Source organism: Gemmatimonadaceae bacterium (assembly GCA_016720905.1).
Classification (GTDB): Bacteria; Gemmatimonadota; Gemmatimonadetes; order Gemmatimonadales; family Gemmatimonadaceae; genus Gemmatimonas.
Genome location: JADKJT010000006.1, coordinates 1 through 16,678 on the forward strand (window position 1 = coordinate 1; position 16,678 = coordinate 16,678).

General features: G+C 63.3%; 15 protein-coding genes and 3 pseudogenes. 1 reads left to right on the forward strand and 17 read right to left on the reverse strand.

Annotation, left to right across the window (positions count from 1 at the left end):
• Positions 1 to 153: 153 nt before the first annotated feature.
• Positions 154 to 345, reverse strand: coding sequence for a hypothetical protein (locus IPP90_07435; GenBank protein ID MBL0170553.1), 192 nt, complete (start codon positions 343 to 345; stop codon positions 154 to 156).
• Between the two features lie 125 nt (positions 346 to 470).
• Positions 471 to 782, reverse strand: a complete 312-nt coding sequence (locus IPP90_07440) for a carboxypeptidase regulatory-like domain-containing protein (protein MBL0170554.1) — start codon at positions 780 to 782, stop codon at positions 471 to 473.
• Between the two features lie 576 nt (positions 783 to 1,358).
• Between IPP90_07440 and IPP90_07445 the strand changes: the two genes are divergently transcribed.
• Positions 1,359 to 1,883 carry a Uma2 family endonuclease gene (locus IPP90_07445; protein MBL0170555.1) on the forward strand — a complete coding sequence of 175 codons (525 nt, stop codon included), beginning with the start codon at positions 1,359 to 1,361 and terminating at the stop codon, positions 1,881 to 1,883.
• Positions 1,884 to 1,933: 50 nt separating this feature from the next.
• On the opposite strand, the gene IPP90_07450 is transcribed toward IPP90_07445, so the two are convergent.
• From IPP90_07450 to IPP90_07520, 15 genes and pseudogenes are all read right to left on the reverse strand, one after another.
• Entirely contained in the window at positions 1,934 to 2,119 is a 186-nt protein-coding gene (locus tag IPP90_07450) for a hypothetical protein (GenBank protein MBL0170556.1), read from the reverse strand.
• 64 nt (positions 2,120 to 2,183) lie between these two features.
• Entirely contained in the window at positions 2,184 to 3,059 is an 876-nt protein-coding gene (locus tag IPP90_07455; GenBank protein MBL0170557.1) for an APC family permease, read from the reverse strand.
• The gene (locus IPP90_07460) at positions 3,029 to 3,361 is read right to left on the reverse strand and encodes a hypothetical protein (protein ID MBL0170558.1); all 333 of its coding nucleotides are present in this window, start codon (positions 3,359 to 3,361) and stop codon (positions 3,029 to 3,031) included. The genes IPP90_07455 and IPP90_07460 overlap by 31 nt, the downstream gene beginning before the upstream one ends.
• Positions 3,348 to 4,753, reverse strand: a pseudogene (locus tag IPP90_07465) (dipeptidase). The gene IPP90_07460 and the pseudogene IPP90_07465 overlap by 14 nt, the downstream one beginning before the upstream one ends.
• 2 nt (positions 4,754 to 4,755) lie before the next feature.
• Entirely contained in the window at positions 4,756 to 5,523 is a 768-nt protein-coding gene (locus IPP90_07470; GenBank protein MBL0170559.1) for an SDR family oxidoreductase, read from the reverse strand.
• Positions 5,520 to 6,534, reverse strand: a pseudogene (locus IPP90_07475) (2-dehydropantoate 2-reductase). The gene IPP90_07470 and the pseudogene IPP90_07475 overlap by 4 nt, the downstream one beginning before the upstream one ends.
• Positions 6,535 to 6,554: 20 nt before the next feature.
• Positions 6,555 to 7,265: a creatininase family protein gene (locus tag IPP90_07480; protein ID MBL0170560.1), complete on the reverse strand. Its 711-nt coding sequence runs from the start codon at positions 7,263 to 7,265 to the stop codon at positions 6,555 to 6,557.
• 201 nt (positions 7,266 to 7,466) lie between these two features.
• A complete protein-coding gene (locus IPP90_07485; GenBank protein MBL0170561.1) occupies positions 7,467 to 9,305 on the reverse strand; it encodes an amidase in 1,839 nt (612 codons plus the stop codon).
• A gap of 7 nt (positions 9,306 to 9,312) precedes the next feature.
• The gene (locus IPP90_07490; GenBank protein MBL0170562.1) at positions 9,313 to 9,735 is read right to left on the reverse strand and encodes a VOC family protein; all 423 of its coding nucleotides are present in this window, start codon (positions 9,733 to 9,735) and stop codon (positions 9,313 to 9,315) included.
• A gap of 42 nt (positions 9,736 to 9,777) precedes the next feature.
• Positions 9,778 to 10,200: pseudogene (locus tag IPP90_07495) on the reverse strand (SRPBCC domain-containing protein).
• Between the two features lie 14 nt (positions 10,201 to 10,214).
• The gene (locus IPP90_07500; GenBank protein ID MBL0170563.1) at positions 10,215 to 12,188 is read right to left on the reverse strand and encodes an oligopeptide transporter, OPT family; all 1,974 of its coding nucleotides are present in this window, start codon (positions 12,186 to 12,188) and stop codon (positions 10,215 to 10,217) included.
• Positions 12,189 to 12,252: 64 nt separating this feature from the next.
• Positions 12,253 to 12,960: a hypothetical protein gene (locus tag IPP90_07505; protein ID MBL0170564.1), complete on the reverse strand. Its 708-nt coding sequence runs from the start codon at positions 12,958 to 12,960 to the stop codon at positions 12,253 to 12,255.
• Positions 12,945 to 14,243, reverse strand: a complete 1,299-nt coding sequence (locus IPP90_07510; protein ID MBL0170565.1) for a protein kinase — start codon at positions 14,241 to 14,243, stop codon at positions 12,945 to 12,947. Before IPP90_07510 ends, IPP90_07505 begins: the two co-directional genes overlap by 16 nt.
• A gap of 602 nt (positions 14,244 to 14,845) precedes the next feature.
• Positions 14,846 to 15,313 (reverse strand): RNA polymerase subunit sigma-70, encoded by a 468-nt coding sequence (locus tag IPP90_07515; protein MBL0170566.1) that lies wholly within the window; start codon positions 15,311 to 15,313, stop codon positions 14,846 to 14,848.
• A 208-nt stretch (positions 15,314 to 15,521) separates the two neighbouring features.
• Positions 15,522 to 15,740 (reverse strand): hypothetical protein, encoded by a 219-nt coding sequence (locus tag IPP90_07520; GenBank protein ID MBL0170567.1) that lies wholly within the window; start codon positions 15,738 to 15,740, stop codon positions 15,522 to 15,524.
• Positions 15,741 to 16,678: the final 938 nt, after the last annotated feature.

Here is a 16,678-nt window from a genome sequence, read left to right on the forward strand (position 1 = left end):
CCGGCGACATGCACAGTGCCGACAGTTCGTGGCCGTCTGTGCGCGGCTTGTCTACCCAGGCTCAGGCAGGCACCAACAATACCGGCACGACCCAGCGAACTGGGCCTCATTGAACCGTCACGTCAGGAGGGAGAGGTTCGTTCGAGCATTGTTCTACTTTCGCCAAATGAGAATCACCGCGCAGGCGTCATCGAGATACTCGCCAGGAATGCGCGCGACGCCGCTGTAGACTTCCATCAGCTGAATGGAGGATACAGGGATATCCCGCACGGCCTTGGTGGCGTTCACATTGACCAATGTGTCACGTGAGAAGTACTTCGTCCATCGTGTGCCATCAACCCACACATGGACGTTTCTTTCAGTGTCGCATCTCGCGAATTCGAAATCACCATCCCGATGACGCGAACGCCAGGTATCCGCATCAGCAATGAGCTCACGTCGCCGGGAAAGGCTATCAATCTGCTCTCGTGTCACGAGTAGCCCGTGCTGCGGCGCATGCGCGTGTACGCCTCCGTGAGCCTCACCGGATAGTCAATGCGCTTCCCCGCGATCGTCATGGTCGCCAGGGCCTGCGCGGAGGGCTGCATCGCGACGTTTACTGCAACGTCGTGGTCAGCGACGGCCACGACCTTCATGACCACCGCCTCGAAGCCTATCCGGCGAACCCGCACTCGGTATTCGCCTGCAGCCACGCCGACAAAACGAAAGGCGCCCAGTGAGTCGGTGCGAGTCTGTCGAGGAGTCGGATCGAGCACCACGTCAACATCTCGAAGCCTGCGCACGGAATCGCCGAAAACATGCACCGTGCCGACAATCGTGGCCGTCTGGGCTAGGGCGGTTGGAGCCGCGCTCAAAACAAGAGCGCAGCAACTGGCGCGGGCTGAACAGATGGTGTCTCCTTCGGCGTCCATCTCAGAAAACTACAACTACCTGTGTCGATTGGCCAAACCGTGAATGACTCGTGTCCATTCCTGCCCCCTGGCGTCTACATCAAAACCTCGGACACCTAACGAGTAGCGCGTCCATCGAGCCTCAATTCGCACCTGCCAGGCCGCTCTCCCACCGCGGCTCAACCACGCACTTCCACCGGCGGTGAAGGATGTGCTCGATCCCCGCGAGCGCACGCAGAGCGCGCACGATGTTGCGACGCGGCAGTACGCGGAAGTCGCGTAGTACTCAAACGTCAGCGCTTGACTCGGCGCATGCGCCGAGCGTACTGTCCAACTGCTGGCAACACTGCGGTACCGGCGAACGGAATTGGTGACGAACCGCTTGGCGACCGGGCGCATATTCGCCGATGGCTGCACACCTCATCGCCGAGGACACACGGGTTATGCTCATGGCGCAGACCACTGTCGTTGGACGCTGGCCGAGCTCGATCGGCTGCCCGACGACGGCATGAAGTACGGGCTCGTAGACGGAGCGCTGTTCGTGACGCCGCCCCGTCGCCGACGCACGATCGCTCGGGTCGGAGCTGCATCGCTATCCTCGACCCCTACGTGCGAGCCCAGCGGATCGGCAAGGTGTTCAGGCCCCGGGCCGTTGTGCGCGTAGACGGTTCCGAGGTCGAGCCCGACATCATGGTGAGACCGAATACCCCGTCAATCCCATCCACGTGGGAACTGGCACCGATTCCGCTACTGGTCGTGGAAATTGCCTCCCGCACTACCCGGCGGCGCGATCACGCGCAGAAGCGCGAGTTCTATCTGCGCAGCGGCGTCGCACAGTACTGGATCGTTGACGGCGAGCGTCGCACGATTTTGGTGGTGGCGCCCAATGCGGATGACGTGGTCGCTGATCGCGAGTTGGTGTGGCAGCCAACCGGTGCGAATGCGGCGTTGATCATTGATGTCGCCGCCTACTTTCACGAGGCGCTGGGCTAGTCGGGGAACCACGGGACATGGCCACTGCAAACAGGGAAGATTCTCACGGGTCAAATCGCAGCGAGTCGTTGCCGTCGCCGCGCGGCGAACAGAATCCCTACCCCCACCAGATTCATCACCACGATCACACCGGTAATCTTGAGGCGAACGTGGACACGCTCTCCCCACCTTGATGATCGGAACACCGACAGCGCCACGTACAACACCGTCATGAGCAATCCCGACATGGACGTCACGCGGCAACCACAGTGGCGGTCGCGGTGTTATGCCCCGCAATCCGGAAAATCGGAATCGCGAACATCACGATGTACGTGAGGGCATAGAAAATTCGCTGGCGTTGAACAGCAGTTGAAACGCTTCCGCCTGCCCCACGCCGATGTTACGATCACCGACAGGCCAAACGAGCACAGCCCAACCAGCACGATCGAGTTGACCGGTGTCTGGTACTTGGTGCAGACGGCTGAACCACGCGGGCAGCATGCCCTCACCGGCCACCATGGGCAGTCTGGTCACGGCGGTGAAACTCACGCTCGACTGCGCCACCCGCATGATCAACGTCGTGAGAATGGCCACTCCCCAACGGTCCCGCAATGCCAAATGGCGCGAACCCGGCACGGAGCACCTGTGGCAGCGGCCCGACCAGATCGATATCGGCGGTGGGGATGTATGCCACCACGGTGCTGGTTCCCAGCACGAACATGATGGCAATGATGGGCGCGGCAATGAGCACGGATTTGCCAACCGATCGCGAAGGTGCCCCTGGTTTCGCCGGCGAGAATGGCCACATACTCGAATCCACCGAGTGCTCCAAAGCCCATCTTGCCCAAGATGTTCAGGTTGAGCAACGACAGCTCGGGCATGCTGGTGCGAAACGGGTTGTACGCGGTCAGTGTGCCAGTGAGCAACCCGGAGAATTGGGAGCAGGATTACCACGCCGAACACAATAAGCATCAGCATGCCGCCGAAATTGTGCACCCACTTGCCAACCGAGAGGCCGATGGTGGACGCCACCACCATCAACGAGACAATCACCGCCGACGCCAAGGCCGCCACCCACGCGCTGGATGTCATCCACGCCGCACTTGGGCCAATGGCGTAGGAGAGATATGTGGTAGCGGCCAATCCCACTTCCGACGTGAGCGCGATCACATACAGCCAGAGATTCCACGCCAGCATGAAGCCAACAGTTTGGTTGAATCCCAGCTTCGCCCACTGATAAATCCGCCTTCCAGCGGCATCAACTTGTTGAGGTACATCACCACGGCGGCCGACGGCAAACAGAACAGCGTCAGCGCGAGCAGCCAGAACACCATGTTGACGGCCCGGAGCTTTCCGGCCACGCCAATCCAGGTGAGCCCCACAATGAACAGGATCTGCGTGAGGCCAGGTCGCGCACCGAGTCCTTTGATCAGCCCGGCGCTGTGCGCTTCGACCGCTGCTTCGGCCTGCGCGAGTTCGGTGTTCTCAGATGCCGTCATGTGTTGGCCCGACGCCAGGTGGATTTCCAAGAATGTGCCAGATGCGCGCCTTTGCTTCGAGGCCTTCGTGCAACCGATGCACACGAAAGAACTCGTTGGGTGCGTGATAGTCTTCGTCGGCCGTGGAGAAGCTGAAGAACACGGTATCGAGATTTCGGTGTGACGCTGGAACAGCTCGGAGATAGGCACCGTGCCGCCCATGCGCACCACCACGGATGCACGCCGTACACCGCGTGCAACGCGGCATCGGCGGCCTTTGAGGGCAAAGTGATTGCCGTCGATGTGGGCGGGCCACGCGCCGTGGTCGGCAGTGCTGATCAGTCAGGCAGTTCCTGGCGGCACGTGTGACTGCAGATGTTTCGTCAACAGCGCGATGACATCCTGGGGGCGTTGATCGGGCACCAGCCGACAGGTGATCTTCTCGCGTGCGCCTCACTGGGGATCACGGTCTTCTGACCGGGTCCTTCGTATCCGCCCCACATGCCGTTCACATCGATGGTGGGCCGCGTCCACTGACGTTCCAGTGTGGTGTAGCCCGGTTCGCCAAACACCGCCGGCGCACCCACCTGCGCGAGATACGCCTGCTCGTCGAATGGCAACGCGGCAATTGCAGCACGCTCGGCCGGCATGAGCTCTTTCACGGTCTCATAGAATCCATCGACCGCAATGCGACCGTCGGCGTGGTGCAACGAGGCCACGAGCTGCGCCATGGCATGCAGCGGATTGGCACGCCACCACCGTGACGGCCCGAATGCAGGTCCTTTGCGGCAGCGGTGAGTGTGAACTCCAATCCTGCCAGTCCGCGGCTGGCCACGGTCAGCGATGGCTTTCGTTGATGCGCCACATCGCACCATCGGCCGACAACACGAAGTCGCGCCAGCAACTCGGTGTGCTGCGCAATGAATGCCTCAAGGTTCTCGCTGCCAATCTCCTCTTCGCTTCGAACATGAACTTCACGTTGACGGGCAACGCACCCGCACACGCAAAGAATGCTTCGGCGACTTTGATGGGGATAAGCATCGGCCCGTCGTCGGTTGGACACGCCCCGCGCGTACAGTCGGCCATCACGCACGGTGGGAGTGAACGGCGCGCTGTGCCACTTCGCCAGCGGATCGGGCGGTTGCACGTCATAGTGGCCGTACACCAGCACCGTGAGCTGGCCGGGTGCGCCCAGCCATTCGCCATACACCACGGGATTGCCTCGTGTGGCGATGGTGCGCACCGTGATAGGCCCGGCCGCGGCGAGCTCGTGGCCACCCATTGCGCGGCGGTCGTCGCGTCGGCCGCGTGCGCCGGATCGGTGCTCACGCTCGGAATCGCCGCGAACTCCACCAGTTCACCCAGAATGCGATCGTGGTTGGCGCGCAGCGCGTCAAGAACCTGTTGGTTCATGGCTACTTCCCGCCGTCGACGGAGAGCACCTGCCCGGTGATCCAGTTGGCGTGATCGGATGCAAAAAACATCACGCCGTTGGCAATGTCATCAGGCGTGCCCAGTCGTTTGAGGGCAATACGGTCGATCAACAACTGCTGGCCTTCGGCGCCATACGAATCCCACTGGCGTTCGGTCGCAGCGTTGGAGCGCACAAAACCCGGCGCCACATTGTTCACGGTGATGCCCCACGGCCCCAGTTCGTGGGCCAGTTGCCGCGTGAGTCCAATTTGCGCCGCCTTGGCCGAGGCATAGGCCTGAATACCGGTGAGACTGATGCCCAGTCCGGCACCGCTGGAAATATTCACGATGCGGCCCCGGCGCACCGCCTTCATGCCGGGTGCGACGGCCTGTGACAGGTAGAATGCTCCCGTCACGTTCACATCGAAGATGCGCTGCCACTCGGCGGGTGTGACCTCTTCCAGTGGACGGCCTACTTGTCCCAGCACACCGCCGGCGTTGTTGACCAGAATGTCCACCCGACCCGTTGCAGTTGCAGCTTCAGCCACCAGCGCCTCAACGGCGGACTTGTCGCATACGTCCACCGTGCGCACGGTGCATGCGCCGCCTGCCGCGTCACACACCTGTTTGGTCTCCACCAACTCGTCGCCAAGCACGTCGCAGGCCCACACGTGCGCTCCGCGTTCGCTGAGTGCGCGGCTGATGGCGCGACCAAAGCCGTGCGCCGCACCGGTCACAATGGCGGTCTGGCCGTTGAATTCGATGTTCATGATGTCACGAGACTATTCAGCGCATCCAGGGTGTCCATCGAGTGCGGGCGAATACCATGTTCGATGTCGTGAACCAGCGCCACGAGACGCGCAGTGATTGGAGTTGGCACTCCGACTTCACGACCCAGCGTCACCACGATGCCCAGCTGTGCGTCAACCTCGGTAGGGCGCTTGCGAACGGCCAGATCGCGCCAGATGCCACTGTGCGTCTTGGCCGAACGACGGTTGTGGGCAACCAGCGCGTCGAGTGAGCGCGTGGCAGCGTCGGGCGCGGCCGTTGGCAGGTACGCAGCGGGATCGAATCCGTCGAATGATTCCGGTGTGACACCGCGCTGCCCCCACCGCCAGGATTTCCCGGGCGAGTGCTACATACAGGCCGCGATAGGCAGGCATAGCCAGGGCGTCGGCGATGGACTCGTTGGTGAGTGCCGTGGCAAAGAGCATCGCGCCGTAGGCTTCCTTGCCCCACAGGTAGCCCCAGATGTTGGGCGTGACTATGGCGCGGTCGTCGAATGCGGCCCACGCATCTCGTATCCCGGTCACCCGCGGTGTGATGCTGCCGTCGATTTCACCGACCACCACTGCGCCGCGTCCGCCATAGTGAATCACGCCCGGTTCCAGGTAGTCGGCGCCGAAGTTCACGAAGGCGCCCACGGTGCGTTCGGTGCCCACGACGCTGGCGATAGCGAGTTCGTTGAGTCCGTTCTGCGCGCTCACCACGCAGCCGTTGGCACTCAGGTGGGGCAACAGCGCGCGCACTGCTGACTCGGTGTGATGCGCTTTGGTGGCCAGCACGACAATGTCCCACGCCCCGCGCAGCGACTCCGGCGTGAATGCCGGCATGCGGGCGGTGAACGTCTCGATGGGGCCGGTAATACGCAGTCCATCGCGATTGATGGCGTCCACATGCTCGCCGACATTGTCAACGAGCGTGACATCATGACCGGCGCGCGCGAGATACGCCGCCAGCGTGCCGCCAATCGCGCCGGCACCCCATACCAGCCAACGCATGGGTAACAGTGTGGGCGCGGTCAGGAGGCACCGCCCCAATCGCCCGTCAGCAGCGCGCGCGTTTCTTGGACGGCGACCTGCCAGAGGGCCAGCGTGTCCTCATCGGACCGTTGATACAGGCCACCGTAGTTGCCGTCGCCGAGGTATTTGCGCAGCGCCACAGGATCGAGCGCCCGCACCCGTGCCAAGTCAACCATGGGCCGCTGCACGGTCGGCACGTCTACACCGGGCAATCGCGTCCAGGGAAAGTTCTCCATCCACGACCCATGCGACGCCACGGGATCAATCGCCTGCACCTTGGCCCACGTATTCGGCGCGTTCCACCAGTTGTGGTACAGCACCCGACATTCCGGATGGTTGGCCGCCCACTCAGGCGCGAACTGTTGCACGGCGTTGTTACCACCGTGCCCGTTCACAATGAGAATACGACGGAAACCACTGTGCGCCATGCCGTCCAGGATGTCGCTCACCACGCGCAGATGCGTCTCCACCTTGAGCGAAATGGATCCCGGGAATTCTCGAAAGTATGGCGTGACGCCATACGGAACGACCGGGAACACCGGAATGCCCAGCGGCTCGGCCGCATCTACCGCCACGCGCTCCGGCAGAATGCAATCCACCGTGAGGCGCAGATAGCTGTGCTGTTCGGTGCTGCCCAGCGGCAGTATGGCGCGGTCGTCATGTTGCAGGTATTGCTCAACCTGCATCCAGTTCATGTCGCTGATTCGCACGGTGGGTTGGGCTGGGGCTGGTGGCTCGTCTTGCAAGAAACAGCATTTGAACCGCGGGGGGCGCTGAGGTCGCAGGGGACTGCCGAGACGGACGCCCTGTGCGCTTCCTCTTTCCTACGTGTCTGATCTTGAATCTACCGGAACTGCGATGAATCACCGATGGCCTCTGCGCCCTTTGCGCCCTCTGCGGTAAAACGCAGTTCAACCAAAGCCCGCCGGCCGCTCAGACGCCACGCCGGACGCACGCTCCAAGGCCACCCCCACGCGCGCCACGGTCCCCTCATCGAACAACCGGCCAATCAGCGTCACCCCATGCGGCACACGCCGCGGCGTGGCAAACCGGGGCAACGGATTCTTCGGATCGGGCGCCCAGTCACTGCGCGCCTCGCTCACATTCACGAAGCCGGTGCGCAACGTAAGCGACGGATGCCCCGTGAAGTTCGTGGTGGTCAGCGTTTCGTCTCGCAGCGACGGAACCATCAGCACATCTACCTTCTCGAAGATCGTCGCCAACTCGTGCGCAAAGCGCCGGCGCAACCGGTCGGCCTGTACGAAATCCACTGCCGTCAGGAAACGCGACATGCGGAACAGGTTGGGCCACGCATCGGGCACTTGCACTTTCATTGTGCGTGACTTCCCCGACAAGGTCAGCTCCTCAAACGCCGCAGCCGCCTCGGCAAACAAAATCAGCATCAGTGCGTTATGCGGTATGTCGGGCCACACCACGTCAACGACGTTCATACCCAGCGTGCGCAGCGATTCCACCGCGGCGCGATCCACGTCGGTGGCCGGCGCCTGTTGCATCCACGCGGGGAATATGCCCACGCGCAGCCCGGCCACACTGGCAGCGCCATCGTAATCGAGGTGACTGACGACACTCGATACGTCGCCGCTGTCAGGCCCGGAGATGGCGTTGAGCACCAGCATCGCGTCCTCCACGGTGCGTGTCATCGGCCCCAGCTTGTCCAGCGACCAGCACAGCGTCATGGCGCCGGTGCGCGGCACCCGTCCAAAGGTGGGCCGCAATCCCGTCACCCCGCAGCGCATGCTCGGGCTGACAATGCTGCCGCCAGTCTCGCTGCCAATCGAAAATCCCACCAGTCCTGCCGCCGTCGCGGCACCGGGTCCCGCGCTGGAACCGGACGCGCCTTCTTCCAGCAACCACGGGTTCATGGTTTGTCCGCCAAACCAGATGTCGTTCAACGCCAGCGCGCCCAGACTGAGCTTGGCAATGAGAATGGCGCCCGCGTCTTCCAGTCGCTTCACCACCGCCGAGTCATGCTCGGGCAGGCGATCACGATAAGGCTCGGCGCCATAGGTGGTGGCGATGCCCGCCGTGTCCAACAGGTCTTTCACACCAAACGGGACGCCGTGCAGCGGACCGCGATACTTGCCGGCCGCAATCTCGGCGTCGGCCGCCTTCGCGCGCGACAACGCGTGGTCGCGAGTGAGTGTGATGATGCAGCGCAGCTTGGGGTCGTGCTTCGCGATGCGATCGAGATAGATCTGGGTAAGGCGAGTGGAGGTGAGCTGCTTGCGTTCGATCCACCGTGACAGCGAGGTGACCGGTGCAAAGGCAATGTCATCATCGTTTGACGGCAGCACACCAGGATCACCGGCACTGCGCACGAATCGGTTACGTGTTGGCGGTGCAAAGTTCACGGCCTGCACCGGGTTCCACACGGTAGCCGGCGACAACTCCGGCGGAATCGGCACGATGCGCGGTCCCGTACGCCGCTCAAGTGTCGCCGACAGCGTCCGGCGCCAACTCTCGGCCATCATCGCGCGCTCTTCGGCCGAGTACGTGACTTGCGCCAACTTTTCGGCGGCGGCAAAGTCGTCGGCCGATACCGCAGGCCCCGCACCGCTGGATGTGCCGAACGCTGGCGGCGCGCCGGGTGTCGCCGGCACCGCGCCGCCAGTGGTCGCCGCAGGTTGGTCATTGCCGCGACACGCGGCCGCCACACCGGCCAGAGCAATGGGAGCCTTGATGAGAAAATCCCGTCGAGTGTTCACGTGTGATACTCCGAACCGTGACATGGGAACATTACGTAACGAGCTCTCCACCCCACGAAGCGGGGTCGACGTCGCCGATTGTTTGCGTCAGCGTCCACGCGTGCCCCGCGGGATCGCGCACTTGTGCTTGTCGTTCGCCATACGGGAAATCGGTGGGCGCACTGAGTCCGGTGGCCCCGTTCGCCAACGCACGCGCATACGTGGCCTCGATGTCTGAGACGCGAACCATCAGCGTGGCCGGCGGTCGCCCGCCGGTGGCCGGCGCGGTGCTCGCATCCCACGCTACGGCGACAACGGCGCCGTTGCCAAGCGTGAGTTGCACGCGATGCCCCGGTATGCGCAGTCGTTCGCGGCAACCCAGGACATCGCGCAGCCAGGCAACGGCCTGGTCCAGGTCAGGGTAGCTGCGAACCGGGATGAACGACGAATCGGGCATTGAGCGATTGACGGCCAGCCCTTCCTTGACGGGGCTCGGTGCTGCCCCCTCCAGTTCAGCCAGCTTTTTCGATTGCTGTGCAAGCACCAGCGGCCACGCGCTGGCATGTCCGTTTCGCGCCGCTTCCGTCGCAAACCCGTCGTGAGTGAGCGTGACGTTGGTACCGTCTGCTGTAGCCTCGAACCGAACCGACAGTGTCGTCTCCGCGCCGCCGGTGCCCGCAGTAACCCAGGTGAGTGCCACCAGTGAATCAGGGACCAGCTCGAGGAAGCGTCCATAGTGCGCGTGTCGGCGCATCGGCGTGTCAGTTTCGAATCGCTGTCCCACTTCGAAAAAGAACGGTGCGCCAACGACCGCCTGCATGCGGATGGAGTCTGGCTCGGCAAACCACGTTGCCCATCCCGTCGTCCACGCCTGATACAGCGTGGCCGGCGAGTAGGGCATGCGATGGGAGACGTTCAGCGAATACGCGGGTCCGGTCATCGTGTGCGACGACGCTACGCGCTGGCCGGTGTATCGGCGTTCTTCCGCAGCATCCACCGATACAGCGTGAGAGCCAGCACGACGAACGCCACGGCGCCCAGCAGCTTGGCCGGCGCAAAGTCTTCGCCCACCAGCGCGATCGGCGCATCGCTGGCGAACGCCACGATCAGCCCGGCGTTCAGTACGCCAAACAGGCTCTCGCCCACGATCAATCCCGATGCCACCAGCGTGCCGAGTCGTTCCGCGCGTTCCGGCGCCTTGGACTGCGCAGCGCGCTTGTTGTACCAGTGTCCCACCACGGCGCCCACAACAACCGCAAACGTGGCCGACATGGGCAGGTAAATGCCAAGCCCCACCGCCAGCGGCGGGAGACTGCCCTTCTTGGTGGCCTTGAGGGCCGCGTTGGTGAGGATCAACAGGACACCGACCACTCCGCCTATCCCGATCATCTTCCAGTCGAGATTGCCGCCAATGACGCCCTGCGCCAACGCCGAGATGAGCGTGGCCTGCGGCGCAGGCAACGGATTCTGCGACACCACACCGATGTTTGGTGCGCCGGCAAACCCGTAGGCCTTGGCCAGCAGATTGAGCACTGACGGGATCACCGCGGCGCCGGCCACGACGCCGACGATCAAGGCGATCTGCTGCTTCATGGGCGACGCGCCCACCAGCTGGCCTGTCTTGAGATCCTGCAGGTTGTCGTTGGAAATGGTGGCGCAGGCGAACACGATGGACGTGACAAACAGGGCGAATGCGACCAGCACCTTTTGCGTTTCCGGTGTGGGCGTCACCACGGCCGCCACGATGGTGGCGCAACTCACGATTCCCAGAATGCCGATGCCCGAGATGGGACTGTTGGACGCGCCAATGAGGCCCGCCATGTAGCCCGCCACGCCGGCAATCAGGAATCCGACAATGAACACGAATGGCACGGACACCAGCGTGAGGACCAGTGCGTGTTCGGACAGCGCCGAGTTGTGCGCGAACGTCCAGGCCAGCCACCCGGTCACCAACAGGCAGGCCACCGTCAGTCCGATAATCCACTTCGGCGAGATGTCGCGGTCCAGATCGTCGCCGGTAGCGACGGACTGCGACGTGCGCAGCGTGCTCACCAGTCCGGCGATGACGGGTTTGGCCAGCGTCGCCAGTGTGAACAACGCCGACACACCAATCGCGCCGGCGCCAATGAAGCGCACCTGCGTGCGCCAGATGGTCATGGTGTGCGACGCGAGTGAAGCGGCGTCAGCCGCCGGACTCAAGTGCGTGAGAATGGGCACCGCCACACCCCAGGCAATGACCAGTCCCGTGAGAATGGCCATGCCCACGGCGATACCCACCAGATGTCCGGCGCCGAACAACGCCAGCGACCAGGCCACGCTGTATCCGCTGGCGGCCGTCGCGGTCACGCCGAACACGCCGCTCACTTCGGCGGCCAACAGTCGCGTGGCGGCCACAATCGCCAACCCCGCTGACGACACCGTGCCGAGGACAACCGCGGTGAGCCCTTCCCGCGCTTCGCTGGCGTCGGACACCCCTTCACCGCGCGCGCTCGATCCCACTTTGAGCACTTCGGCCGCCGCCACGCCTTCCGGATACGGCAAGTCGGAATTGGTGACCAGTGCGCGGCGCAGCGGGATGGTGAACAACACGCCCAGCACACCACCACTCACGCAAATCAGGAACGACTGCCAGAACGGGAAGCCCGTCCACCACCCGACAATTACCAGACCCGGCAGCACGAAGATGATGGCCGACAGCGTGCCGGCCGCCGAAGCGACCGTCTGCACGATGTTGTTCTCGAGGATGCTCGAATCCTTGACCGCGCTCAGGATGGCCATGGAAATCACGGCCGCCGGAATCGATGACGCGAACGTGAGCCCGACCTTGAGGCCGAGATAGACGTTAGCGGCGGTGAACACGGTGGTGATGAGCGCACCGAGGATCAGGCCGCGGAGGGTGAGTTCCTTGGGTTTTAGGGAGGTAGGCATGGCGGAGATGGTAACTCCGATTGGCGCGCAAGGGAGGATGCGGTAAGGAAGTTGAATCAGCGAGTCATCGAGAGGCGCACCGTGCGATCGCCTTGTGCGCCTCCTCGGGTTTCGCCGCCAGCCACACGGGCAGCGCGCCCGACTCCAGTAGCCGTTGCCAGATCACCAGGCTCTTCTGATACCAGCCAGTCGACTCCTCACAACGGGTTGTGCGTTCGAGGCTGTTGACCGCCTCGACGCTCCGTCGTGCTGACAGGCGACCGGCTGCCATGTATGTCGAAGCGAGGATCACTTGGACTTTCCGATTCCGTACGTCACGCCTAGCGGCGGCTTCGGCGAGCGGAATCGACTGGCGCATGGCAGCCTCTGCGCCGTCGTAGTCCTTCTTGTCTACCATCACCGCACTCGTGCCGGCGTAGATCACGGCGAGATCGTCCGCATGTCGTGTGTTCGACGGTTCGACTATGCGGAGCGCTTGCTTCATCGCCGCGGCCCGATGGTATTGCTCGAGCGCGCCATCAGGCTCATGTGCGGCGGCCAACGCTTCCGCGAGCAAGTAATGACTGATCGCCATATCGTGCCGGTGCTCGGCACTGCCCGTGTCGGACGCGGCCAATCGTTCGGCGATGCCCACCGCGCGACGGTGGTTGTCAACGGCGGGTCGGGCCCGACCGGATGCGCGGAGATCCCGTCCCAGATAGTTAAACGTCGCACCGAGGTTTCGCTGGAAAAGGGCGTTCCCGGTGTCGGCGGCGATCATCTCCCCCAGCATTGACAGGATCCGCCGATCGACCGCGATGGCCTCGTCAAATCGACCGGCGTCTGCCAATGGCTGTCGCAGACGCGCATATCCGGACAGGATTTGGCGTAGCCGTCCTGACCTTTCGTATCGCCGATCTCGTTATACAAGGTGGCCAGCATGGCGCGGTCGGCTGCATCGGCCGGATTGCGTGCCACGAGGCCGAGCAGCAGCACCCTTGCACGGTCATACTGGTGCAACGCCTCGCGCAGCTCGCCTGTCGTCGCCAGCATCTCGGCAACGTTCACATGACCCTTCGACAGCGCCCGTGGCACCGCCGGATCTCCGGTCGGCGTCAGGCGCTCCAGCAGCTCGACCGACTTGCGATAGCTCCGCAGCGCACCCCGCGTGTCGCCAAGGTTCGAATTGTAGGCATTGCCCTGCACATCGCCGACTTTCTGGTACGCCACCGCAAGTTCGCGCTGGAGCACGGGGTCACCTTGCGCCTCACGGGCGAGTCCGTCGAGTGACACGAGGGCCCGTCGTACCAGCAAGGCGCGTGCCGGCGTCGATCCAGGCAGGTTGACGATTGCATCATGCAGCTCGAACAGGAACGACGTCGCCAGCGTCCGCACCTCGCTGAACCGACGTTCGGCGCGGGCCCGTTCGTTGCGTGCGACTCGTGCCTGCCAGGTGGTCGCGGCCATGCCGCCGATGAGCGAGAGCACAAGCACAGCAGAGGCCGCCATGGTGCCTCGATTGCGGCGGGCAAACTTGCCGGCCCGGTATGCCAGTCGGTCGCGCTGCGCGGTGACCGGGCGGCCCACGAGGAAGCGGCGAATATCCTCGGACAACTGCTCTACCGAGCTGTAGCGACGCTGCGGATCCTTCCGCATCGCCATCAGGACTATGGTGTCGAGGTCTCCGCGAAGGCGATGTCGCCGTGCGCCGGCGTCCGGTCCCGACACGGCATCGCTCGGCAGTGGCGGCTCCGTGTCACAGACCACGCGCGCGATATCGTTCGGTCGCATACCGCGAGTCGAGTACGGTCGGTGGCCCGTCAGTACTTCAAAGAGCAGCACGCCAAGTGAATAGACGTCGGTAACCGTCGTGACCGGTTCGCCCCGGAGCTGTTCAGGGCTGGCGTACTCCGGCGTCATGGCGTGCACCGTGTCGGTGACCACGCTGCGGACGGCGGTGGCCTCAGCATCGAGCAACCTCGCGATTCCGAAGTCCAGGAGTTTCGGGACACCCGTCTGTGACGATATGTTACCGGCCTTGATGTTAATGGACGACCAGGTGCTCCCGGTGCGCATACTGTGCGACCGCAAACGGTCCGAACAGCATCGCCGTTCGGTGACGCCCAATCCGCGTGACTCGCAGTAGTCACAGACGGATTGACCATTCGACGAACTCCATGACGGTAGCCCGGACGCCCGTCGTCAGTGGTGCCCCATCCAGCAATCGGGCGATGTTGGGATGATCGAGTCCGGCGAGAATCTGCCGTTCGTGACTTGAAATCGGGCGAGAATGCGATCCGTATCCATGCCGCGCTTGACCGAAAGCTTAGGCAGCAACGCGAAATTGGAAATCGCCGTCGTCGCGCGCAGCGAGATAGAACGCCCCATGCCGCCCCGCCCGATTTCCTTAGCCCGAGCAGCCGGTAGCGCCGACCACCTCCTGACGGCAGCGGTTCCGTCAATGCATTTGTGCAACGCGGCTGCTGGGGTCTCCAGCGAACTCGCGCGGATTCATCGTGCGGGGCGAGGAGCGATTCGACACTTTCTCTGAGCGCTTCGTCCGCACCGGCCCGTCGAGCAACAAAAGTCGCGCGTTCAGTCGGCCGCTTGATCGAGCGCGTCGAGCAACAACGACTTGACGAGTTCCCATTGCGTCGGAGTCATCGGTGTACGTCGCGCTATTCGCGCGTCAGCTCTCGTCGGAGCCATGCCTTTGCTACGCTCCATTCGCGCTTGACGGTAGCTGCCGAGATGCCAATCACGCCGGCCGTCTCGTTGATATCAAGCCCGGCGAAGAAACGCAGTTCAACTACGCGCGCCTGTCGCGGATCGAACGCGGCCAGTCGCGTGAGTGCTTCGTCCAGCTCGATGAGGTCGAGGTCTCGTCCGCCAGACCACGAGATCGATTCGTCGAGTGTGACTCGGGTTACCTGACCACCGCGCTTGGCGGCGTTTCGCGCTTCGGCGTGGTTCACGAGGATCCGACGCATCATGTGTGCAGAAATCCCGAAGAACTGGTCGCGGTCCATCCAGTTAACATGCCGTTGGTTACTCAGGCGAATGTAGGTCTCGTGGACGAGAGCCGTCGGCTGCAGGGTGTGATCGGGACGCTCGACTCGCAGGTAGCGCTCAGCGAGCGCATGCAGTTTTCGCCGTACACGGCGGGCAACAGCGCATCAAGGGCCGCCTTGCCAAGAGGTCCTCCCGTCGATTGCCGGACGTGGCGAGGTCGTGCGGATCAGGAGCGGATTCACAAAGGGGCACCCCGGAGGGATTTCGGAAATTGTCGGATGTGCTGATCGGATGGCTTTTCCTGCGTTGGTAATGTAGCGGGAACTCCGATCTTCGCGATGATTAGCTGCGGCCCGCGCCCACTTCGGCACCACGACCAATGATCCAACCGACTCTCAAACGTGCGAGAAGCGTGCCAGCCTTGTATCGCGTCAGCCTGCTGGTCGCGTCCTGGCTGCTCTCCAGCTGCGCCGTCACCGACATCACGAAACTCGGCGACACCAGCATCTCCAGGATCTCGCCCAGTCTTCGAGTGGATACGTCGTTTGTGGGTGACACCATCGCCTACGTCATGCCCAAACTGTTCAGCCCGTCCTGCGAGAGCGACAGACTTTGCCAAGGCGTGGCAATTTCGACCTGCAGTGGACCACGACGGCACTGTATGCTGCCGCGGCGCTCAACAGCATCACGCACGTCGAATCAGGAACCGTCGCCAACCTCATTCGCAACGTGACGCCCGAGGTCCGCGTAGCTGGCGTCGGTGAAGCCACGGTTTTGCCTCTCGGGGCAATTAATACCCGAAGCGGCGTCTCCCACACTCACCGATCATTGTCCTCCCGTCAACCGCCCAACATGCTTGATGCCCCGGACATCATTGTGTCCTCGCCATCGGCGACTCCACACCGTTGCCGGCCGCGTCCCGGTACAATAAATGGGTCGGCTGCGACCACCCGCGTTCTCGCATGGGGACCGTCGTCCAATCAGGGCGTCGCGGCGCTTACGCCGCTGTTCGATCATACGGGAGAGCCTGACGGGCAGGTGGTCATGTCGTCGCGCGATCCCATCGTGGTACGGGGCGTTTCACAGGGGCAGGCCGGGATCAAGATCCCCTGTACAAAGCCACCTCGGATTACATGGAGCACTACCGGCCGCTTGCCGAGGCGAACTCCCGCCAGCAAAGCAAGTCAAAATCGCCATTCTTTCTGGAAGACAGTCCTGGCGCTTGTGGGCGCGTCCGTGCGCGTGGTCACGGCCCCAGACGAGGGACCAGTGAACGACCGGAGCAGCGCCTCGACGCCGCCTGTGCAAGTGGGCAGCGCGCGGCAATATCGTTTGATCGACCGGTAATTCACTTTCCGGCGTTTCCGGCGTGTACAATGGCAGTTGGCGAATGCGGGCAGCGCGCGATGCTCAGTCTAACGTGGGGCTCGCGACCTGCGGTACACTCCGGCACGGCGTCCATCAAGGAACGAGGATCGGCACCTGCGCTCAACGCATCG